At 71.2% G+C, this 20099-nt stretch carries 20 protein-coding genes, 2 tRNA genes and 1 pseudogene; 13 read left to right on the top strand and 10 right to left on the bottom strand.

The window, feature by feature from the left end; genetic code table 11:
- Window positions 1–15 precede the first annotated feature (15 nt).
- Window positions 16–1089, bottom strand: coding sequence for an LCP family protein (locus tag O7624_RS10210; RefSeq protein WP_282239819.1), 1074 nt, complete (start codon window positions 1087–1089; stop codon window positions 16–18).
- Window positions 1090–1194: 105 nt separating this feature from the next.
- Between O7624_RS10210 and O7624_RS10205 the strand changes: the two genes are divergently transcribed.
- The 3 genes from O7624_RS10205 (at window position 1195) to O7624_RS10195 (ending at window position 3258) form a co-directional block, all read left to right on the top strand.
- On the top strand, window positions 1195–2028 hold the full coding sequence (locus tag O7624_RS10205) for a class I SAM-dependent methyltransferase (RefSeq protein WP_282239818.1): 834 nt from the start codon (window positions 1195–1197) through the stop codon (window positions 2026–2028).
- Between the two features lie 4 nt (window positions 2029–2032).
- Window positions 2033–2851, top strand: a complete 819-nt coding sequence (locus tag O7624_RS10200) for an MOSC N-terminal beta barrel domain-containing protein (protein WP_282239817.1) — start codon at window positions 2033–2035, stop codon at window positions 2849–2851.
- A gap of 101 nt (window positions 2852–2952) precedes the next feature.
- Window positions 2953–3258 carry a hypothetical protein gene (locus tag O7624_RS10195; RefSeq protein WP_282239816.1) on the top strand — a complete coding sequence of 102 codons (306 nt, stop codon included), beginning with the start codon at window positions 2953–2955 and terminating at the stop codon, window positions 3256–3258.
- A gap of 256 nt (window positions 3259–3514) precedes the next feature.
- Here the strand turns inward: O7624_RS10195 and O7624_RS10190 are convergent, their stop codons facing one another.
- Window positions 3515–5239, bottom strand: a complete 1725-nt coding sequence (locus O7624_RS10190; RefSeq protein ID WP_282239815.1) for a CocE/NonD family hydrolase — start codon at window positions 5237–5239, stop codon at window positions 3515–3517.
- A gap of 444 nt (window positions 5240–5683) precedes the next feature.
- Here O7624_RS10190 and O7624_RS10185 point away from each other — a divergent pair, with 444 nt between their 5' ends.
- Window positions 5684–6679, top strand: coding sequence for an expansin EXLX1 family cellulose-binding protein (locus O7624_RS10185; protein ID WP_282239814.1), 996 nt, complete (start codon window positions 5684–5686; stop codon window positions 6677–6679).
- Between the two features lie 41 nt (window positions 6680–6720).
- Here O7624_RS10185 and O7624_RS10180 read toward each other — a convergent pair whose 3' ends face one another.
- The 3 genes from O7624_RS10180 to bcp form a co-directional block, all read right to left on the bottom strand.
- A complete protein-coding gene (locus O7624_RS10180; protein WP_282239813.1) occupies window positions 6721–7278 on the bottom strand; it encodes a GNAT family N-acetyltransferase in 558 nt (185 codons plus the stop codon).
- Between the two features lie 85 nt (window positions 7279–7363).
- Window positions 7364–7450: transfer RNA gene (locus tag O7624_RS10175), tRNA-Leu, on the bottom strand.
- A 109-nt stretch (window positions 7451–7559) separates the two neighbouring features.
- Window positions 7560–8036 (bottom strand): thioredoxin-dependent thiol peroxidase, encoded by a 477-nt coding sequence (bcp, locus tag O7624_RS10170; RefSeq protein WP_093401887.1) that lies wholly within the window; start codon window positions 8034–8036, stop codon window positions 7560–7562.
- A 153-nt stretch (window positions 8037–8189) separates the two neighbouring features.
- Between bcp and O7624_RS10165 the strand changes: the two genes are divergently transcribed.
- Genes O7624_RS10165 through O7624_RS10150 form a run of 4 tightly spaced genes read left to right on the top strand, consistent with a single transcriptional unit; the run spans window position 8190 to window position 10843 of the window.
- Window positions 8190–8906 carry an energy-coupling factor ABC transporter permease gene (locus O7624_RS10165; RefSeq protein ID WP_093401886.1) on the top strand — a complete coding sequence of 239 codons (717 nt, stop codon included), beginning with the start codon at window positions 8190–8192 and terminating at the stop codon, window positions 8904–8906.
- Window positions 8903–9289, top strand: coding sequence for a PDGLE domain-containing protein (locus O7624_RS10160; RefSeq protein WP_093401885.1), 387 nt, complete (start codon window positions 8903–8905; stop codon window positions 9287–9289). Before O7624_RS10165 ends, O7624_RS10160 begins: the two co-directional genes overlap by 4 nt.
- A gap of 5 nt (window positions 9290–9294) precedes the next feature.
- Window positions 9295–10065, top strand: a complete 771-nt coding sequence (gene cbiQ / locus O7624_RS10155; RefSeq protein WP_282239812.1) for a cobalt ECF transporter T component CbiQ — start codon at window positions 9295–9297, stop codon at window positions 10063–10065.
- Window positions 10066–10072: 7 nt separating this feature from the next.
- The gene (locus O7624_RS10150; RefSeq protein WP_282239811.1) at window positions 10073–10843 is read left to right on the top strand and encodes an ABC transporter ATP-binding protein; all 771 of its coding nucleotides are present in this window, start codon (window positions 10073–10075) and stop codon (window positions 10841–10843) included.
- On the opposite strand, the gene O7624_RS10145 is transcribed toward O7624_RS10150, so the two are convergent.
- Genes O7624_RS10145 through O7624_RS10130 form a run of 4 tightly spaced genes read right to left on the bottom strand, consistent with a single transcriptional unit; the run spans window position 10833 to window position 13651 of the window.
- Window positions 10833–11948 (bottom strand): hypothetical protein, encoded by a 1116-nt coding sequence (locus O7624_RS10145; RefSeq protein ID WP_282239810.1) that lies wholly within the window; start codon window positions 11946–11948, stop codon window positions 10833–10835. The two genes, O7624_RS10150 and O7624_RS10145, sit on opposite strands and share 11 nt — an antisense overlap.
- The gene (locus O7624_RS10140; protein WP_282239809.1) at window positions 11945–12661 is read right to left on the bottom strand and encodes a thioredoxin domain-containing protein; all 717 of its coding nucleotides are present in this window, start codon (window positions 12659–12661) and stop codon (window positions 11945–11947) included. The genes O7624_RS10145 and O7624_RS10140 overlap by 4 nt, the downstream gene beginning before the upstream one ends.
- Window positions 12654–13151, bottom strand: coding sequence for a MauE/DoxX family redox-associated membrane protein (locus tag O7624_RS10135; RefSeq protein ID WP_093401881.1), 498 nt, complete (start codon window positions 13149–13151; stop codon window positions 12654–12656). The genes O7624_RS10140 and O7624_RS10135 overlap by 8 nt, the downstream gene beginning before the upstream one ends.
- Window positions 13148–13651, bottom strand: coding sequence for a sigma-70 family RNA polymerase sigma factor (locus tag O7624_RS10130; protein WP_232511059.1), 504 nt, complete (start codon window positions 13649–13651; stop codon window positions 13148–13150). Before O7624_RS10130 ends, O7624_RS10135 begins: the two co-directional genes overlap by 4 nt.
- Window positions 13652–14004: 353 nt before the next feature.
- Between O7624_RS10130 and O7624_RS10125 the strand changes: the two genes are divergently transcribed.
- The 3 genes and pseudogenes from O7624_RS10125 to O7624_RS10115 form a co-directional block, all read left to right on the top strand.
- A complete protein-coding gene (locus tag O7624_RS10125) occupies window positions 14005–15669 on the top strand; it encodes a copper resistance protein CopC (RefSeq protein WP_282240597.1) in 1665 nt (554 codons plus the stop codon).
- Window positions 15670–15682: 13 nt separating this feature from the next.
- On the top strand, window positions 15683–16450 hold the full coding sequence (locus tag O7624_RS10120; protein ID WP_282239808.1) for a YcnI family protein: 768 nt from the start codon (window positions 15683–15685) through the stop codon (window positions 16448–16450).
- A 666-nt stretch (window positions 16451–17116) separates the two neighbouring features.
- Window positions 17117–17518 (top strand): annotated as a pseudogene (locus O7624_RS10115) (hypothetical protein); the annotation flags it as partial.
- A 243-nt stretch (window positions 17519–17761) separates the two neighbouring features.
- Here O7624_RS10115 and O7624_RS10110 read toward each other — a convergent pair.
- Entirely contained in the window at window positions 17762–19057 is a 1296-nt protein-coding gene (locus O7624_RS10110) for a glycosyltransferase 87 family protein (RefSeq protein ID WP_282239807.1), read from the bottom strand.
- Between the two features lie 73 nt (window positions 19058–19130).
- Between O7624_RS10110 and orn the strand changes: the two genes are divergently transcribed.
- Both orn and O7624_RS10100 read left to right on the top strand, forming a co-directional pair.
- Complete coding sequence (gene orn, locus O7624_RS10105; RefSeq protein ID WP_282239806.1) at window positions 19131–19721, top strand: oligoribonuclease; 591 nt, start codon at window positions 19131–19133, stop codon at window positions 19719–19721.
- A 125-nt stretch (window positions 19722–19846) separates the two neighbouring features.
- Window positions 19847–19922 (top strand) — tRNA-His (locus O7624_RS10100).
- Window positions 19923–20099: the final 177 nt, after the last annotated feature.

Here is a 20099-nt window from a genome sequence, read left to right as displayed (position 1 = left end):
AGCCGCTAGGGCAAATCAGCTCGACTTTCCACTGCGGAGGATCTCGTCGACCGCATCCCGCCGCACTGCTTCGTAGAACTGCGTCGCCTTCTCCGGGTCGGCGAAGACCACGCTCTCACTGCCGACCCGTCCCGTTCCCTTGGTCGGATTGGTCAGGAAGGTCAGATCGTTTCCCCGCAGGCTTCGCAACTCCATCGCCATGTCCACGAGCGACATCTCCCGGTCTACTGAGACTGCACTCGACGTGGCGCGTACGAACGAATTGAGTCGGGCAGGATTTGCCAGGATGCCGCCGGAGGCGGCTTCGTCGAGGATCGCCTTGATTACCTGCTGCTGATGCTTGATCCGGGTAAAGTCGCCGTCGGCGAACTGCTTGCGCTGGCGGGAGAAGTCGAGCGCGGCCGCACCGTCGAGTCGCTGCCTTCCCTGATCGAAAGTGCGGAACGGAGGGTGGATTGAGGTGAACCGAGTCTCCGAGGTGACGTTGATGCCGCCGAGAGCATCGATGATCTCCTTGAAGCCGGCGAAGTCCACCAACATCACGTGATCGATCCGGACCTTGGTGTACTGCTCCACGGTCTGCACCATCAGCGGCAGACCACCCCAGGCGTACGCGGCATTGATCTTGGCATCGCGACCACCGCGGCCCTCCTTCGAGCGGGGCACGGCGACCCAGGTGTCGCGGGGGATCGAGATCAGTTGCGCGGTGGACCGGTCCCTCGGCACGTGGGCCAGAATGATGGTGTCCGCCCGCGAGCCGCCGGTGCTCTCCGGGTCGCGGGAATCGCTGCCCAGGATGAGGATGTTCAGGGCATCCTTGGCGACCACCTCGGGTCGGGTCTCCTCGGGTACGTCGTCGAACGCGTCGACCCGCTCGATGTCGGACTCGACGGACTTGAGATAGAAGCCGCTCGCCACCACGGCGCCCACGCCGAGCAGCGACAGCACCAGCAGCACGATCAGCGTGATCCGCAGCCACCGGCGGCGTGGCTTGCCAGCCGACCTGCCGGTCTTCTCCGAACCGTCGGTGTCCCCCGTCGGCAGGGTCTGCTCCGGGGAGATCGTCCCCGCCTGCTCTCCACTCGACATGGCGGAGATGCTACTGACTTCACGTTCCGGCCGTGGGCCCTGTCCGGGCCCATCAAGGCGGGCATTGTTACTTCGCTGTTTCCCTACGTCTGGTAGAACGCAGCGGTGGATGCCGTCAAGCTGCGCCGGGCGATCGCCCGTACCCGCCTCGCCCCCGTCGCCGCCTTTCCGAAACGCCTGGTCGCCGTCGCGCGGCACGACGCCAAGGTGCTGCGCACCTCGGCCCGCTGGCTGGTCGCCTCGCGGGAGCATCACAACTACACGTACGAGTTGACCAAGCTCAGTCGCCATCATCTCGCCTGGTTCGTCAGCGTCGTCTGCGAGCTGCCGGTCAAGCAGGTCCGTAAGTACCTCGCCGAGATCGAGTCCGATGACGTGCTGCGGCAGCACATCAGCTCGGCCGTCGCGGGCGCCGCCCGTCGTGGCCTGGCCGACAAGCAGGTCCGCTATGCCCGCCGCATCGGCTGGTACGCGATCGTCCGGGCCAAGCGGCCGAAGCACATCGTCGAGACCGGCGTCGACAAGGGGCTGGGCAGTTGCGTACTGGCCGCCGCGTTGCTGCGCAACGCCGCCGAGGGGCACCCCGGCCGGGTCAGTTCCATCGACATCAACCCCGAGGCCGGCTACCTCGCCCGCACCGCACCCTGGTCGGAGGTGATCGACCTGGTGATCGGCGACTCGGTCGAGTCGATCACCGCGCTGGACCGGCCGGTTGACCTGTTCCTGCACGACAGCGACCACAGCCGTGCCTACGAGCGGCGTGAGTTCGCCGCCGTCGAGGCGAAGCTGGCCCCGGGCGCGATTCTGCTCACCGACAACGTCACCCACACCAACGTGCTGGCCGAGCATGCCGAACGCACCGGGCGGCGATTCCTCGCCTACCGGGAGACGCCGGCGAACCACTGGTACCCGGGCGACGGCATCGGCGTGGCATGGTAACCAGGTGCGGCTGAGCGGGATCACCACCTATCCGGTAAAGGGTTGCCGTGGCCTCGTCCACGGCGCGGCCGCCGTACGACCGTGGGGGCTGAACGACGACCGGCGGTGGATGCTTGTCGACGACGCCGGGGTCGGCGTCACCCAGCGTGAGGTCACCGCGCTGGCCCGGGTGCACGCCCGGCCGCACCCCGAAGGGCTGCTGCTGCGCGCCGACGGCCACCCCGACCTGGTGGTGCCGGTGCCGGCCGACATCACGCCGGTTGCGGTGCGGACCTTCCGCAGGCGGGTGCTGACTGTCGACGCGCTGCCCGCCGGCCCCGCCGCCGACGCCTGGTTCGGCGCGGTGCTCGACCGGCCGGTCCGGCTGGTCCGGCTGGCTCGCCCGGCCCGGCACGTCCCGCGCGGCGACCGGAAGTACGACCCCGGTGACCAGGTCAGCTTCGCCGATGCGTACCCGGTGCTGCTGACCAGCACGGCGTCGCTGGCCGCGCTTGGCGACTGGCTCGTCGCGGATGGTGCGCAACCGGTGCCGATGACCCGCTTCCGGCCGAACCTCGTGGTCGACGGCGCCCCTGCCTGGGCGGAGGACGAGTGGGTCGGGCGTGGGCTGCGGATCGGGTCCGTCCGCTTCCGCGCCGCCGACCTGTCGGCCCGCTGTCTGGTCATCGCCACCGACCAGGAGACCGGGGTACGCGGCCGGGAACCGCTGCGTACCCTGGCCCGGCACCGCAACATCGATCGCAAGCTCCTCTTCGGACTGAACCTGGTGCCGCTGGAGGCGGGTGAGGTGAAGCTCGACGACCCGGTGGAACTTGTCGACTGACCGGGCGGACACGGCTCGGCGACGACCGGCGGACAGCCCTTGTCGCTGAGCCACCAGCGGATCGATGATGGCCGAAGGGGCCCTCGACCAAGGAGTCTGAGATGTCGGTGATCCATCATCCCCGGGTGGCGTGGGACGCAGCCCGGACGCTGGTCGGGGCGGTACCCGACGACGAGCGTTTCCGCAGCATCGCCGGTGAGTTGGAACGACTGCTGGGCGAGGAGACTGCGCAGTCGCTGCGGGAGACGCGGGACCGGCTGCGCTCGGCTCCGGACGACGGCCGTGACCTCGTGGAGGCCGGCGTGTGGCGGGTCCGGATCGAGGACGCGCTGCGCAGCCACCCGGACGCCGTGGAACCGCTGCGCCGGCTGGTGGCCACCGCCCAGCCGAGATGGATCTCGTCTTAGCTTTCGCTTAGCTCGCTTGTCCGGGCGGTCGAGTCTCCGGCAGCATGTCTGCACGTGACCGACGGAATCGACGGCCCCGCCGACCAGGCACCGACTCAGCGTTCCGCGCTGCGTCGTTGGCTGGCCGGCGGGGCGGTGGCCACCCCTTGCCACGCGTGATCCAGGGCCCTTTCGCAGCACCAGCAGGCTGCGGTACCCGCCGATACGACCGTCGGGCCCGCGCCGGTCTTCGGCGCGGGCCCTCAGGGTGGGAAGGTCAGCAGGCTCCCAGGTCAACCCAGACGCCGTACTGACCGGTGGTGCCCGGCTCCTGGTTCTGCGTCCACCACTGGGCACGCCAGCGGTGGCCGTTGTGCGACACCACGTCGTTGGTGTTGTAGACGGCCGCGGGGCTCCACGCCGGGTCGGTGCAGGACGGGGCTGGCGCGACGGTAAGCGGCAGGATCGCCCGGCTGGACCCGAGCGCCACCGTCAGCTGGCCCGCCAGCGGGTCCGAGTGGACGAACGCGTTCAAGTTGCCGGTGAGAATGAGACCGACCTGGCTGCCGGCGGGGAAGACGTAGTCCTTGGGCTCCAGCAGGACGGTGCCCGTGGCCTGTTGCCCCGGAGTCAGGGGAGTGCCGGTGGTCAGCGACAGGCGGTTCTTGGCATCGAGCGAGCCGCGTGCCACGACGCGGGTGACCGACCCGCCGGTGTAGTGCACGAGCAGAGCCGTGAGCGGGGTGCTCGTGGTGGCCGAGGTGAACGTCACCTCGATGCGGGCGGCGCCGGAGAGCCGGCTCTCCGAGGCGAGGGTCGGCCCGAGATACGCCAGCCGGTAGCTCCGCACGGTGCCGGGGCTCGCCAGCATCGTCGACTCCGCCACCGCGCCGGAGCTGGTGAACTGCTGGCTGCCCGCTCCCGCGGTGGTGCTCAGGCTGCCGGCGCCCCCGTTGCCGGCCGGGCCCAGGTACAGCGACGTGTCCGTGGTGCCGGCCGGCGGCCACCCGGTTTCGTTCACCTGGGTGCCGTCCGGTCGCGCGATGGTGGCCTGCGGCTCGTTCATCACACCGTTGGCGATGTCGTACAGCCAGTAGTCCATCCACCGGCCGACCGGGTCCTTGGACTCGCTGTAGAACGGGTCGACGTGCGCTCCGTCGTGCAGGTACACCTTGCGCGGGACGTCATGCGTAACCAACTCGTCCCAGTAACGGCCCCACTGGGTGGTCTTGACGTTGTCGTCACGCTGCCCGTGCACGAGGAACACCGATGCCTGGACCTGATCCACGTCGTTGCGGTAGTTACGTTCCGCGAAGAAGGGGCTGTAGTCCCACTCGGCCAGCGTCTCACCGTCACCGATGGCCTGGTACTGCGCCGTGCAGTTCACCAGGGACTGGTCGTTGCCCCAGCGGGAGGTGAACCCCTCCATGTAGCGGACGCTCCAGCTGCGGTACCCGATGCCCTGGGCCCGGGTGTAGTCGTACCAGCTGGAGATACTGCTGACCGGCACGATCGTTTTGAGCCCGTCGATGCCCGTCTCGGCCACCTGCGTGGCCAGCGTGCCGTCGTACGAGACTCCGTACATGCCTACGTTGCCGGTGCTCCACGACGCGACCGCAGCGGTGCCGTCGGCATAGTTGGCGGTTGTGCGGCCGTTGAGCCAGTCGATGACGGCGGCCACGCTCCGCCCGTCCGACTCGCCACCGACCGACAGGCACCCGTCGGACGTGCCCGTACCGGCGATTTCCACCTCGAGCACCGCGTAGCCTCGCGGTACGAAGTACTCGTCCAACCAGCCGCTCCAGTGGACGGCCGGATCACCGATCGGGTCGGTCACCGTGCTGCGGCGGGCCGCCGTGCTCTGGACCGTCCAGTACGGACTTGCCTTGACTATCGATGCGACCTGCATGCCGTCGGCCGTCTCCGCCGGCCGGATCAGCTGGACGGTGATGGTGTCGAGCAGGCCGTCACCGTCGCTGTCCATGTCCGAATCGACATGCACGGTCTCGTTGATAGCGTTGGCCAGGGAGAAAACCGGTTGGGTGGCGCCGTCCTCAACAGCGATCTCGGGTGGGGCCGCCGCCGCCTGACCGGGTGCGAAGAGCGCGCCCGTCGAGACTGCCAGTACCGCGGCGAGAACGCCTGCCGACCGCCTTGTTCGTGCGTGTGCAGACAATGATCATCCGTTCGGTCATGTGCCACCCACGCCCTCATCCCCGCGTGGATGGCATTCCTGTCAATTACGGAATGCGCATCCACGAACACCGTGTCAGGGATGCAGTCCGACGAGAACCCGTTTGTGATCAGTGTCCAATTCGGAGTTCCGCCCTTCCGGCCGGCGCATCGGCATGGTTCGCTACGGGAGCCGCGGGTGGATGTTGCCCAGGCTTAGTTTTCAGTTAGCTCGCTTGTCCGCCAGCCCGCTGGTCCGGCAGCATCGGTCCTCATGACCGACGCCACCACCGCCGCGGACGAGCCTGGGATGCCTGCGTCCCGTCCTGCTCTGGGCCGCTGGCTCGCCGGTGGGAGCGTCGCCGCGCTCGCCGTACTCCTCGGGGTCACCCTCGCGGTGCGCTCGGGCGCCGCCCCCGCCTGTGCCGCGCTCCGCGCCGGCGGCGGGCTGCTGGCACCGTCGGCCGCCGGTACCGTCCACAAGGGAAAGGCCACCTTCTACGACTCGAAGGGCGCGGGCGGGAACTGCTCGTACCCGGCCGCCCCCGCCGACCGGCGCTACGTGGCGCTCGGCCCGTCCGAGTACGCCGACGGTGCCGCCTGCGGCGGATACCTGGAGGTGACCGGCCCGAAGGGCACCGTACGGGTCATGGTGATGGACCAGTGCCCCGAGTGCGCTCCCGGCCATCTCGACCTGTCCCGGGAGGCGTTCGCCCGCATCGCCGACCCGGTGCAGGGCATCGTCGATGTCAACTACCGGCTGGTCGTCGATCCGCCGTTGCCCGGTCCGCTCACCTTCCGGATCAAGGAGGGCGCGTCGCAGTGGTGGTTCGCCGTCCTGATCGCCAACCACGGCAACCCGCTGCGCTCGGTCGAGGTGCGTCAGGGCAGTTCGGGCCAGTGGCGGACCGCCACTCGGGAGAGCTACAACTACTGGCTGATCGACTCCGGTGCCGGGCCTGGTCCGTACCAGATCCGGGTCACCGACACCCGGGGCCACCGGGTCACCGCCACTGGCGTCCGGATGGCACCCGGGACGGTGCAGCGCAGCTCCGTCCGGATGTACGGAGGCAGTTCACGCGGGTCGGCCACGGGTACCGGAACGCCGTCGGCGCGCCCGAAACCGTCCGCCAGCGCGTCGACGCGTGCCTCGGCCCGGCCGACGCCCTCGGTCGCGTTGACGACCGACGCGACCGCGTCGGTCGAGCCGACCGCAGTTGAGGCATTCGCCGCCGCTCCGCCCGCCACGCCCTCGCCCGCCTGCGGCTGACGCTGCGGCCGGCGGGCTTCGACCGCCGCGCCGAAGCCCGGTCAGTCGCTCGTGCCGTGATCCTGCCGGTCTGTGGTCAGGCCGAGCCACATCAGGATCTCGTCGCGGTCGTCGCCGGGAGCGACCCGGATCGCCGCGGGCCAGCGGCCCACTTCCCGGTACCCGAGCCGCCGGTAGAACCGGTCGAGCCCGAGCCCGTCGCGGATGGTGACGTGCAGCGCCGCCAGCCCGAGGCGGCGGGCCATCCGTTCGGCCTCGCGCATCAGCGCCTCGCCGAAACCACGCCCCTGCGTGTCCGGATGCACCATCACCCGGGTGAGTACCCGTAGGTGCGGCTTCAGGTGGAACCGGGGATCGGTGAAGATCGCCATGGCGACCAGCCGATCGCCGTCGTAGCCGAGGAGCAACCGGTCCGGCCCGTCCGCGATGCCGGCGAGCGTCGGGTCGGCGATGGTGCGGACCTCGTCGGCGGTGACCGGTGCCACGAAACCGACGGCACCGCCGGCGTTTGTCACGTCGACCCAGAGTGCGACGATCCGTTCGCGCAGCTCAGCGGTCAGTTCCGGGTCGAGGACGAAGCGCAGGCTCACGCCCGTCATCCTGACCCGCGAGTCGTACCCACCGCCCGAGATGGTGACGAGCCCGACAGCGCCTTTGATCCCTCTTGTTTGGGAGAGCGTCCACTGGTGCGGGAGGGGGGACTTGAACCCCCACATCCTTTCGGACAATAGGACCTAAACCTATCGCGTCTGCCGATTCCGCCACTCCCGCTGGCCTGAGTGATTCTAGAGCGACACCTGGCCGTGTCGAGCCCGGCCCTCCCTCGGGGATGGGCGGAACGGGATCCGGGTCCGCCGGTCGCGCCGACCGGTGCGACGATTCAGTCCAGGCCGAGGTCGCGGCGCAGCTTGGCGACGTGGCCGGTGGCCTTGACGTTGTAGAGTGCCCGCTCGATCCGGCCCTCCTCGTCGATGACGAAGGTGGAGCGGATCACGCCGGTGACGGTGCGGCCGTACATCTGCTTCTCGCCGTACGCGCCGTAGGCGGTCAGCACCGACTTGTCGGTGTCGGCGACCAGCGGAAAGGTGATCGCGTCGCGCTCGCGGAACTTCGCCAGCTTCTCCGGCTTGTCCGGTGAGATGCCCACCACCTCGTATCCGGCGGCCTGCAACGAGGCCAACGAGTCGCGGAAGTCGCAGGCCTGCTTGGTGCAGCCGGGAGTCATCGCGGCGGGGTAGGCGTACAGGACGACCTTGCGCCCGCGCAGGTCGGTCAGGGCGAGCTGGCTGCCGCTGTCGGTGGGCAGGCTGAACCCGGGCGCCGGGTCACCGGGGGAGAGGCGGGCGGGTGCGGTCATGGCACGACCCTACCGTCGGGCTGCGTCGGCCCGGCCGGCGCCGCACGGGAGCGAGGCGTACGGCACTGTTGCCAGCTATTGGCAACAGCGTGGTACGGGAAATACGCTCACCTCTGCCGGTGGGCACGGGTCCGCCGGCACGTGGGAGGTCACGTGGAAGCCCTGGCGATGCACATCTCCAACGGCATCATCAACGGTCCGGTCGCCGCGGTGTTCGCGGTGATCGCGCTGGCGGCGATGGCGTACTGCGTCATGCGTGGCCGGCAGGACCTGGACGACCGGCTGGCGCCGATGGCCGGCCTGGTCGCCGCCTTCATCTTCGCCGTGCAGATGCTCAACTTTCCGATCTTCTCCGCGGGGGTCAGTGGTCACCTGCTCGGCGGTGCGCTCGCCGCCATGTTGGTGGGGCCCTGGGTCGGCGCGCTCTGCGTCGCGGTGGTGCTGGTGGTGCAGGCCCTCGTCTTCGGTGACGGCGGCGTGGCCATGCTCGGGCTCAACATCACCAACATGGCCGTCATCGGCATCGCCGTGGCGTACCTGCTGATCGCGCTGCTGCTCCGGGTACTGCCCCGCACCCCGGCCGGGTTGGCGGCCACCGCCTTCGTCTCCGCGCTGGTCAGCGTGGTCGTCGCGGCGATGGGCTTCGTGTTGCAGTACCAGCTCGGCGGGACCACCGACCTCGGCGGCAACCTGGCCGGCCTGGCCGGCACCATGGCCGTGTCCCACCTGTTCATCGGCATCGGCGAAGGGCTGATCACGGCCACCACCGTGGTCACCGTGGCGAAGGTCCGCCCCGATCTGGTGTACGCGCTGCGCGCCCTGAAGCCGGCCGCGCCGGTGACCGTCCCGACCGTCGGAGGTGTCCGGTGAAAAAGTGGGGTTTCCTCGTCGGTGGGCTCCTCGTCTCCCTGCTGTTGGCCGGCGTGGTCAGCAACTTCGCCTCGTCGCATCCGGACGGGTTGGACTCGTCGCTGCGGGAGGGCTGCACCTTCGACGCCGACGACGAGATCACCGGCGGCAGCTGCCCGGCGCAGCAGGAGCGGGAGCACGAGATCGGCGGACCGCTGGCCGACTACGGCATCGCGGGCATCGACAACGACTTCCTCTCCACCGGGCTCTCCGGCGTGCTGGGCGTACTGCTCACCTTCGCCGTGGCCGGCGGTGCCTTCTGGCTGGTCCGCCGCCGGCAGCCGGCGGCGGAGAACGCGACCGGGGCGGAGCGCACCGACCCGGCCACCACGAGCGGCGGGTAGCCGAGGTGGGGGCCGGGCACGCCCATGTGCTGTACCGGGCGTCCGACTCGTCGGTGCATCGGCTACCACCGGAGGTCAAGATCGCGGCGATGGTGGCGTTCACCATCGCCGTGGTCGCCACCCCCCGCGAGGCGCTCTGGGCCTTCGGCGCGTACGCCCTGCTGGTCGCGGCCGTCGCGGCGCTGGCCCGGGTGAACGCCCGCTGGCTGTTGCTGCGCTCGACAATCGAGCTGCCGTTCGTGCTCTTCGCCTTCGCCCTGCCGTTCCTCGGCGCGGGCGAGCGGGTGGACGTGGCCGGGCTGCACCTGTCGGTCGACGGTCTCTACGGTGCGTGGAACATCATCGCCAAGGGCACCCTCGGGGTGTGGGCGTCGCTGCTGCTGGCGGCGACCACCAGCACCCGCGACCTGATCGTGGGGCTGGACCGGCTGCGCTGTCCGCAGATCCTCACCCAGATCGCCACCTTCATGCTGCGCTACCTCGACGTGCTGGTCGGCGAGGCCCGGCGGATGCGGGTCGCCCGGATCTCCCGGGGCGACGACCCGCGCTTCGTGTGGCAGCTACGCGGCTTCGCCGCCGGCATCGGGGCGCTGTTCCTGCGTGCCTTCGAGCGCGGCGAACGGGTCTACCTGGCGATGCTGTCGCGTGGCTACACCGGTCGGATGCCGACGGTGTGGCAGGGCACCGCGGCGGCGACGACCGGGCAGTGGCTGATCGCGGCCACCGTGCCGGTCCTGGCGGGCACCGTCGCCGCCACCGCCGCCGTCCTGACATGATCGAAGCGTGCAACCCACCCCGCCCAGCCTGGACGTCCGCGGCGTCCGGTACGCCTATCCCGACGGCCATGTCGCGCTGGACGGCGTCGACCTGACCGTGGGGCGCGGTGAGCGGGTCGCGCTGCTCGGCCCCAACGGCGCCGGCAAGACCACGCTGGTGCTGCACCTCAACGGCATCCTGACGCCCACCGAGGGGCAGATCGCGGTCGGCGGTCTGACGGTCGGTCCGGACCGGGCGACGCTGGCGGAGATCCGCCGCCGGGTGGGCATCGTCTTCCAAGATCCGGACGATCAGCTCTTCCTGCCGACCGTCGCCGAGGATGTGGCGTTCGGGCCGGCCAACCTCGGGCTGCGCGGGCCGGAGCTGGCCGCCCGGGTGGACGAGGCGCTGGCCGCGGTGGGCATGTCCGAGCACCGCGACCGCACCCCGCACCATCTTTCCTTCGGGCAGCGCCGTCGGGTGGCGGTTGCCACCGTGTTGGCGATGCGTCCGGAGATCCTGGTGCTCGACGAGCCGTCGTCCAACCTCGACCCGGCGGCGCGGCGGGAACTGGCCGGCATCCTGCGTACCCTGCCGGTGACCCTGCTGATGGTCACCCACGACCTGCCGTACGCGTACGAACTCTGCGACCGCTCGGTCATCCTCGATGGCGGGCGGATCGTGGCCGACGGGCCGACAGCCGTCCTGCTCGACGACGAGGAACTGCTCGCCCGGCACCGCCTCGAACTGCCCTACCCGTTCCGTCCCACCCCGGGGCGTACGTCGATCAGCGAGTAGCGGCCGTCGCCCCAGCCGCGTGGCGGGCCGCGGCGTGCAGGCGCAGCAATGCGGCGGCCAGCGCGCCGGCACCGGCGACCAGCACGAGAACCACAAGCACCCGGGCGATCGTGGGCGGCCATGGCACCGGAAGCACCGCCCGGGCGAACCCGGCGATGTTCGTCACCCCGGCGAACAACGCCAGGCAGACCCCGGCGAGCGCGACCAGGAAGTCGGCGTGGGAGCGGGAAGCCGACGCCGCTCCACCGCCGTCGGTCGACGTGTGGCCGCCGGTCATCGCCCGCGCCCCGGCGGCGATCGCCCCCAGGCCGGTCAGCAGGGTCCATACCGGACCGGTCAGCAGGCCGGCAAGGACTCCGCCCAGTCCTTCTGCCCCGGCGTCAAGCGTCCGTCCGAGGGCGAGCGCGATCGCCGCGGCCCCGCCGACGACCAGTAGCCCGCCGAGGGCGACAAGCGCCCGCCGGCCGGGGCCGGACGTCGCCGGCAGCACCCCGAGCGCACCGACCGCCAGCGCACCGACGACGGTCACCACCCACCAGGTGTACGCGTCCGGCGGCGGCACCCAGTCCAGGGCGCCGCGGATCTCCAGCGGCCCGTCCGCGTCGCGCAGCGGTATCACCCAGTCGCGTACCCGGTGCTCGCGCTCGGGTGCGGCGCGGACCTGCGCGGGCGGTGTCGTCTCGCGCCACAGGGCCCGCTGGTCGTGCCAACGGGCCGTCGTCCCGCCGTCGACGCGCCGCCAGCGCGGCTCGGCGGCCGGGTCGGCCTCCGCCGGCAGGGCGGTGTCGCCCGCGATGGTGCGGTTGAGATACGTCGCGGGTGAGCGGGAGTTCTCGTGGACGCCGTCCGGACCGATCCGCAGGTACGGCTCTCCCGAGTAGCCGATCACCTCGACCGGCGTGTCGCCGGTGTTCGTAAGTTCCAGCCGGGCACCCGCCTCGATGATCCGCACCCGCAGGTCGGGGCGACCGGCGTCGGTGACGGTCACCCGGTAGTCCGTCCCGTTCGGCGCGTCAGCGCCGTGGGCGAGGGCCGGGGCGGCGGTCGCGAGGATCGCGGTGACGGTGGCGGCGAGCAGCAGCCCGGCCCGGGCGAGCAGGGTCACCGGCCGGCCGCCTCCACCGCTGCGGTGATGTTCTCCGGAGTCCACTCCCGCACCGGCTCCCCGTCGACCAGGATGGTCGGCGTGCCGGTGACGTTGGCGCGGCTCGCCTCGGCGGTGACGTGCTCCGTCCACGGCTGGTACTTGCCGTCCCGGACGCAGCTGCCGAACGCGTCGCGGTCCAGCCCCACCCCGACCCCGATGTCGATCAGCTCGTCGTTACTGAGGCCGGCCCCGCCCTCCGGGGGCTGCCGCTCGAACAGCGCCTTGCTGAACTCGGTGAACTTGCCGCCCTCAGCGGCGCAGCCGGAAGCGGCCGAGGACCGGGTCGAGTACTCGGTGCTGGAGTAACGGTTGAGGTAGGCCACCGGGTGATACACCACGCGAACCTTGCCGTCGGCGGTCAACTGCTCGATGGTGGCACCGCTGGTCTGCTCGAACTGCTTACAGGCCGGGCAGAGGTAGTCCTCGTAGATGTCGATGGTCACCGGCCCGGATCCGACCACGACGCCGGTGCCTGCCTCGTTCGCGCCCGGCGGCGCGGTGAACTCGTCGGACTTCTGGCTCGACCAGACGCTCCAGCCGATCAGGCCGGCGATGACCAGCACCAGCACCGCGCTCAGGGAGATCCACAGGGTGCGCTTGCGGCGTCGCTCCTGGGCCATCTGCTCCCGGACCACCCGGGCCGCGTCTTTGCGTCCCTTGCGACTACTCATTGTCGTCCTCCACCGGTTCGCCCGCCAGCGCGCCGTCGGCAGAGACGGCGGTGCGGGGCCAGATCAGCAGGAACCCGGCCAGTGCCAGGAAGCCGATGTCCCGGAGAATCTCCGGGAGATAGCTGGGGGTCTCCCCGGCCGGCAGTTCGCCGCCCACCCCGAAGCAGCCGCAGTCGATGGCCAGCCCCCGCGACCAGGCCGAGGCGATGCCCGCGATGAAGACCAGCAGCAGGGCCGCGGAGACTCCGGCGGCCAGCCTGGTGGCCAGCCCGAGCAGCAGCAGCAGAGCCAACGCCAGCTCGACGAAGGGCAGCGCCGCGCCGACCACCATCGCCACGTCGTACGGCAGCACCTGGTAGGCGTTCACCGCGCGACCGGAGCCAGCCAGGTCACCGACCTTCGACCAGCCGGCCCACAGCCAGACGACGGCCAGGCCGAGCCGGACGGCGAGACCGAGCCAGGGGCGCCAGGTGCGCAGATTGCTGTTCATCCGGCCAACGCCTCACCGACCGCGTCGACAAGTTCGGCCCGGGCTCGCGCCACCCGGGAGCGGATGGTGCCGACCGGCACCCCCTCCACCGCGGCGGCCTCGGCGTACGACAGACCGAGCAGCTGGGTCAGCACGAATGCCCCGCGCCGTTCGGCGGCCAGCCGGCGGACCAGGTCGCTCGCGCCGAGCTGACCGGCCGGGTCGGGGTGCGGCACGTCGGTGTGCGCGTGCGCGGTGAGCCGTTGATCGAGTCGGCGCCGCCGTACCACGGTGCGCAGGTGGTCGGCGCAGGTCCGGCGGGCGATGCCGAGCAACCAGGTGCGCGCGCTGGACCGGCCGGCGAAGGCGGGCAGCGCGCGGAAGGCTCGTAGGTACGTCTCCTGGGTGAGATCGTCGGCGCTGTCCGGATCGACAAGCGCTGCGGCGAATCGCCACACCTCGGCCTGGGTGGCGCGCACGAACGCGGCCTGGGCCACCGGGTCGCCGTCCCGGGCGGCCAGCGCCCACCGGGTGGTCGGGTCGACGGTCGGGTCCGGCTCTGCCTGCTGCGCCGATCGGGCAGGTGACCGGGGTGGGCCGTCGGCGCGCTCCGCGCCGACGATGCCGCTGTCGGCGGTGGTGGGGATGTCGCGCGGGGCGGGGATCACGACAATCCAGGTTACGCGGCGGCACGGTGAGCAGCAGGGTCCTTCGGCCCTTCCATGGAATGCGCCACTCCGGGAACTTTGCCGGCCCGGTGACCGACTATCCGCGTATGACGTCCGGTCCGGTTTCCGCGCGCCCGCGCCCGATCTTGGGAAATCGGGATCAATCGATGGGTGTGGCTCGCCTGGAACGGGTGTCGTCGGCGACCATGGGCGTCATGACTGCCGCCCATCGCCGCCGGTTCGCCCGGCTGGCCGCGACCGCCGGCCTGTTGGTCGCCGTCGTGGCGCTGCTGCTCGTCCCCGCCAGCCCGGCCAGTGCCCACGCCGTGCTGTCCAGCAGCAGCCCGGCTGCCTCGGCCGTGGTACCCGCCGCGCCGGCCGAGGTGGTGCTCACCTTCAGCGAGTCGGTACGCAAGGTGCCGGACCGGATCCGGGTGATCGCCCCGGACGGATCGCGCGCGGATCAGGGCGAGCCCACCTTCGCCGGCAGTGTGGTCAACATTCCCGTCGACACCGGTCGCGGTAACGGCACCTACCTGGTCACCTACCGGGTGATCTCCGCCGACAGCCATCCGGTCTCCGGCGCGTTCACCTACTCCGTCGGGGCACCCTCCGAGCCGCCGGTGGACAGCGGCGACGACGGCCAGGCGAACCCGGTGGTCGGCACCGCGGTCAAGGTCGCCAAGTTCGTCGGCTACGCCGGACTGCTGCTGGTGATCGGGCCGGCGCTGGTGCTCGCCCTGCTCTGGCCGCGCCGGCTGTCCCGACGCAGGCCGGCCCGGCTGGCCTGGACCGGCCTCGGGCTGGTGACGCTGGCCACGGTGGCGGCGGTCCTGCTCCAGGTGCCCTACACCAACGGCGGCGGACTGTTCGACATCACCGGCGAGGGACTGAGCCTGGTGCTCGGCAGCGCCTTCGGCGCCGCTCACCTGGTCCGGCTCGGACTGCTGGCCGCGGTGGCGTTGCTGCTCCGGCCGTTGCTGGCCGGTCCGGTGGGCCGGACGGACCTGGTGATCCTCGGTGTGCTCGCCGTAGGCGCGCTGCTCACCTGGCCGATGGCCGGGCACCCGGCCGCCTCGCCCGCCCCGGCGGTGTCGGTGCTCGTGGACACGGTCCACCTGGGCGGCATGGCCGTCTGGCTGGGCGGGTTGGTGATGCTCGCCGTGTTCCTGCTGCCCCGGGCCGACGAGCGGGAACTGGGGGCGATCCTGCCGATCTGGTCACGCTGGGCGGCCCTGGCGGTCTCCGCGCTGCTGCTCGCCGGCACCGTCCAGGCGCTTATCGAGGTGGCCACCCCGGCGGCACTTGTGAACACCACGTACGGGCGACTGGTGCTGGCGAAGATCGGGCTCTTCGTGCTTGTCATCGCGGTGGCCGCCTACTCCCGTCACCTGGTACGCACCCGGGTCGCGGCCAGCCGACCCGCCCCGGTACGCCGGGCGATCTGGGCGGAGCTGACGATCACCGCGATCGTGCTCGGGGTGTCGGCCACCCTGGTCCAGACGACACCCGCCCGCAGCGTCTCCACGGACGTGTCCGCCGCCGACAGCGGGTACTTCAGCACCACGGCGACCAGCTCGCTCTACTCCATGCAGATCGAGGTGTCCCCGGCCCGCCGGGGCAACAACTCGGTGCACCTGTACGCGTACACGCTGGACAACCAGCCGCTGCCGGTCGTCGAGTGGCAGGTCACCGTAGCCCTGCCGGCGGCCGGGATCGAGCCGATCCAGGTGCCCCTGCTGCCGCTCACCGACAACCACGCCACCGGCGAGATCAGTCTGCCCGCGGCGGGCGAGTGGGAGTTGCGGGTCACCGCCCGTACCACCGAGATCGACCAGGCCACGGTGACCGCCACCGTGCCCGTCCGATAGAGAGGTTCCATCGATGCTCCGTCACCGGCGTTTCGCCGCCACCGCCGCCGCTCTGACGCTCGGCGCCGTCGCCACAGCCGTGTTCGGTTTCGTGGCGCCGGCCTCCGCGCACGTCACGGTCAATCCGCGTGAGGCGACCCAGGGCGGCTACGGCCGGCTCGCGTTCCGGGTACCGAACGAGAGCGACACCGCGTCGACCACCAAGCTGGAGATCTTCCTGCCGGAGAACGCGCCGCTCGGCTCGGTGTCGACCATGCCGGTGCCGGGCTGGACGGTGGCCGTGGAGAAGCGGCAGGTCGACCCGCCGGTGCAGGTGCACGGCAGCGAGATCACCGAGGTGGTCTCGAAGATCACCTGGACGGCCGGCGAGGGAGCCGCCATCACCCCCGGCACCTTCCAGGAGTTCCCGGTCTCCATGGGTCCGCTGCCTGAGATCGACCAGATGGTCTTCAAGGCGTTGCAGACCTACTCCGACGGTGCCGTGGTGCGCTGGATCGACGAGCCGCAGCCCGGTGGCGAGGAGCCGGCCGCCCCGGCCCCGGTGCTCACCCTCACCGCTGCCGGCGCCGACACGCCGACGACGGCACCGACCGACGCGCCCGCTGCGGCGCCCTCCGACGACAGCGACGACGAGGACGGCAACGGTGTGGCGGTAGGCCTCGGCGTCGCCGGGCTGATCGCCGGCCTCGGTGGGCTGGTGCTCGGTGGGCTGGCCTTCGCCCGTACCCGGCGTCCCAATGGCGGGGCCCCGGGCGACGAGGCGACCACTCCGACCTCCTGAGCGTCACCGCAGTGGCAGGCCCGCCGGGTGACCCCGGCGGGCTTGCCCGCTTTCGGCGTCCGTGCCGTGGATATCCGCTGATTGGCGGGTCGGCGTAGGTAAGGTCGGCCGGGTGTCTGGCTACAGAGGGGAACAGGGCGCATGCGTTTCGTGTGGACGCTTACCGGAATGCTGCTGCTGACCGTCGGCACCGCCGCGCTGATCGGTGCGGCCGCGCTCGGACTGCTGACCGGTCACGCCGGCCCCGACGGGGCGTTCACCGCCCGGTTCGAGACCGTGCAGACCCCGGGGCACGCGGTGGTGGTGACCGACCTCGACGCGCTGGTCCGGCAGGAGGTGCCGTTCGCCCGTGGCGGGCAGGCCCGGCTGCGGCTGGACGCGCGTACCCCCGACGGGCCGGCCTTCGTCGGCCTGGCCCCGGCCGAGGAGGCACAACGGTGGCTGGCCGGCGCGCCGCACGCCGCGGTGCTCCGGATGTCGCTGGCCCGGGGGCCGCTGCCGGTCCGGCTGGAACAGGTGACCCCGGTGGCGGGGACGCCGCCCACCGTCCCGGCCGCACCCGCCGCACAGACCTTCTGGGTACGCGCGGGCTACGGCGTACTCGAATGGGACCCCGGCGACCTGGCCGGGCAGCGGTTGAGTCTGGTGCTGATGCGACCCGACGGTGGGGCGGGGGTGACCCTCGACCTGAGGGCGGAACTGCGGGCCGGCTGGATCGCCCCGGCCACCTGGGGCTCACTCACCGGCGGGACGCTGCTGGTGATCCTCGCCGCGTTGGTGCTGCTGCGGCCGGTCCGCCCGCGCGAGGTGGTCATCGTGGTCGAGCCGGATCAGGTGCCGGTCCTCGCCGGACGACTCGGGATCAGCTCGCTCACCGGCCTGGGGGCGCCGGTGCCGCCCGGCCCCCGCAGGCTGCCCGAGCGTCAACTCGTCCCGGTCGCCGCCACGGTGCCGGCCACCACGAGCCGCCCCGCGATCGGCCCCGTCCCGCGTCCCGCCACCCTCGCCGAACTTCCCACCCCCGCCACCCCCCATCGCCCCCTCCGCCCACCCGCCCCACCCAGCTGACCCACCCCACCCCCGCCCCGGCGTCTCGCCCGCTCACCTCGCCCGCGATCTTGCACTTGTGGTCCCGGCAAAGGGTGCAAAGGCGGCGTTTTGGCGACCACACCTGCAAGATCGACGAGGTGGGGTGGGTGGGGCCTGATGGGGGAGGCGGGGGTGGGCGGCCCTCCGTGCTGCCGACGCGGAGGGCCGCCCTTCACCGGGGGATATCGGTGTCCGTGGGGTTTTGGTAACCCTGGGACCAGATTACCGACGAATGGGGGTCTCGGGAAGAGTGTCCGACTTTGCGTGCGGTCGGCGCTGGACCCGGGTGCCGGGACGCACCGGCAGGACGACCAGCAGCACGAGGCAGAGCCACACGTACGCGTTGCGGAGCAGGAACTCCAACGGGCTGCCGGTCGGCGTCGGCGTGATTCCCCAGTCGTAGAAGGACACCACCCCGTACACGATGATCGCGGTGACGGCGACGGCGAGAATCAGCAGCCGGCGGCGTCGGCGTGCCCCCGCCACAGAGCGCGGATCGGTGCCCAACGCCGCGTCCGCCAGGATCACCACCGCCGGAATGAACCAGTAGATGTGGTGTGTCCAGGTGATCGGGCTGATCAGCGCCGCCACCAGTCCGGTGAGCGTCAGACCGGTCAGCGCGTCCCCGGCCTGCGACGCCCGCACCGCCCGCCACAGCCCGTACCCGCTGACCACCGCGACCAGCAGCAGCCAGAGCAGCCGGCTCGGCTCCTCCGGAGCGATGAGCCGGCTCAGCAGCCCGAACAGCGACTGGTTGCCGGTGTAGTCGGTGCGGCCGACCCGGTCGGTGGCCCACAGTTCGTGCGTCCAGAACCGCCACGAATCAGCCGGCGCGACCGCCGCGGCGAGCAGGGTCGCCCCGGCCGCGGTCGCCCCGGCCACCACCGCCGCTCGCCACCGCCGGGTGGCCAGCAGGTAGATCACGAAAATGGCCGGGAACAGCTTGAGCGCCGCCGCCAACCCGACGCCCACCCCGGCCCAGCGGCTGTCGCGGGGTACGGCGAACAGCAGGTCGGCCAGGATCAGCACCACCAGCAGCATGTTGATCTGCCCGAAGGTGATCGTCTCCCGGGTGCTCTCCACGCCGAGCACGATCAGCACGCCGACCACGAGGGTGAACAGGTGGGGCAGGTGGTGGCGACGGATCACCGGGTCGAGCAGCCACTTCGTGGTGACCACCACGCCGAGCAGGGTCAGCCCGGTGAAGATCGCCACCGTGGCGCCCAACTTCAGCCAGGAGAACGGCAGCAGGACCAGAGCGGCGAACGGCGGATAGGTGAAGTACAACTCGCCCTGCACCCGGTCCGGCTGCACGTAGTCGTACAGCGGGTTGCCGGCAGCCCACCAGTCCATGGCCGCCATGTAGATCTTCAGGTCGAAGTAGTCGTGGGTGCGTCCCGGCAGGTAGAGGGCGGGAAGCGCCGCCGCCAACGCCAGCGCTCCCACGACCCGGCGGGCCGTACGGCTGCCCGGGTCGTCCAGGTCGACGCAGGGTGGTGTGGCGGGTTCGGCGGACACGGGGAAGACCTTAGCGGTCGGTGACCGTGGCGGCGCGGAGCCACGAGACTTGGCCTGCGCGTAGGCTGTCCCGGTGGCTGATCTTCTCGTTTGGATCGACTGTGAGATGACCGGGCTGGACCTCGGTGGCGACAAGCTGATCGAGGTCGCCGCGCTGGTCACCGATCCCGACCTCAACGTGCTCGGTGACGGCGTCGACGTGGTGATTCACGCTGACGACGCCGCGCTGGACGCGATGCCCGAGATCGTCCGGACGATGCACGGCAAGTCGGGGCTTACCGACGAGGTACGCCGCTCCGCCGTCACCCTGGCCGAGGCGGAGGAGCGGGTGCTCGACTACGTCACCCGCCACGTCAAGGATCCGCGCACCGCCCCGCTCTGCGGCAACTCGATCGCGACCGACCGTGGCTTCATCGCCCGGGACATGCCCCGCCTCGACGCCCACCTGCACTACCGCATGATCGACGTTTCCTCGATCAAGGAACTGTGCCGCCGCTGGTACCCCCGCGTGTACTTCGGTCAGCCGCAGAAGGGTCTCGCGCACCGGGCCCTGGCCGACATCCGGGAGAGCATCCGGGAGTTGGAGTACTACCGGCGCACCATCTTCGTGCCCCTGCCCGGGCCCGACGTGGAGAGCGCCAAGGCCATCGCCGGCGAACTCTGACCGCCCCCAGGCTGCCGCGGCTTGCCTGTCGCGGCCTGGCGGCAACCCGCTGGACGTGGTCGGCCGCGGTGGGGGTATGATTTCACCGCACCCGCCCCGGGCAATCGACCGGGCGCGGCGGCATGGTGGCTGTAGCTCAGTTGGCAGAGCACCGGGTTGTGGTCCCGGTTGTCGTGGGTTCAATTCCCATCAGTCACCCCAGCGGTCAGGCCCCCTCCACGGAGGGGGCCTGACGCGTCATAGGGGACTGGTAGGGGAAGTCAGGTCATGTGCCCCGTCTGCGTACCCCTCGGCGTAGGTCTGCTCGACGACAACCCCGACCACCTGGCGGCGGGCGAGGCGGTGCGGCAGCTGGGGATGGAGTACCCGGTGCGGTGA

Origin of the sequence: Verrucosispora sp. WMMD1129, from assembly GCF_029581255.1 — a bacterium.
GTDB classification, from domain to species: Bacteria; Actinomycetota; Actinomycetes; order Mycobacteriales; family Micromonosporaceae; genus Micromonospora; species Micromonospora sediminimaris.
This window is presented reverse-complemented; position numbering and strand designations above follow the sequence as displayed.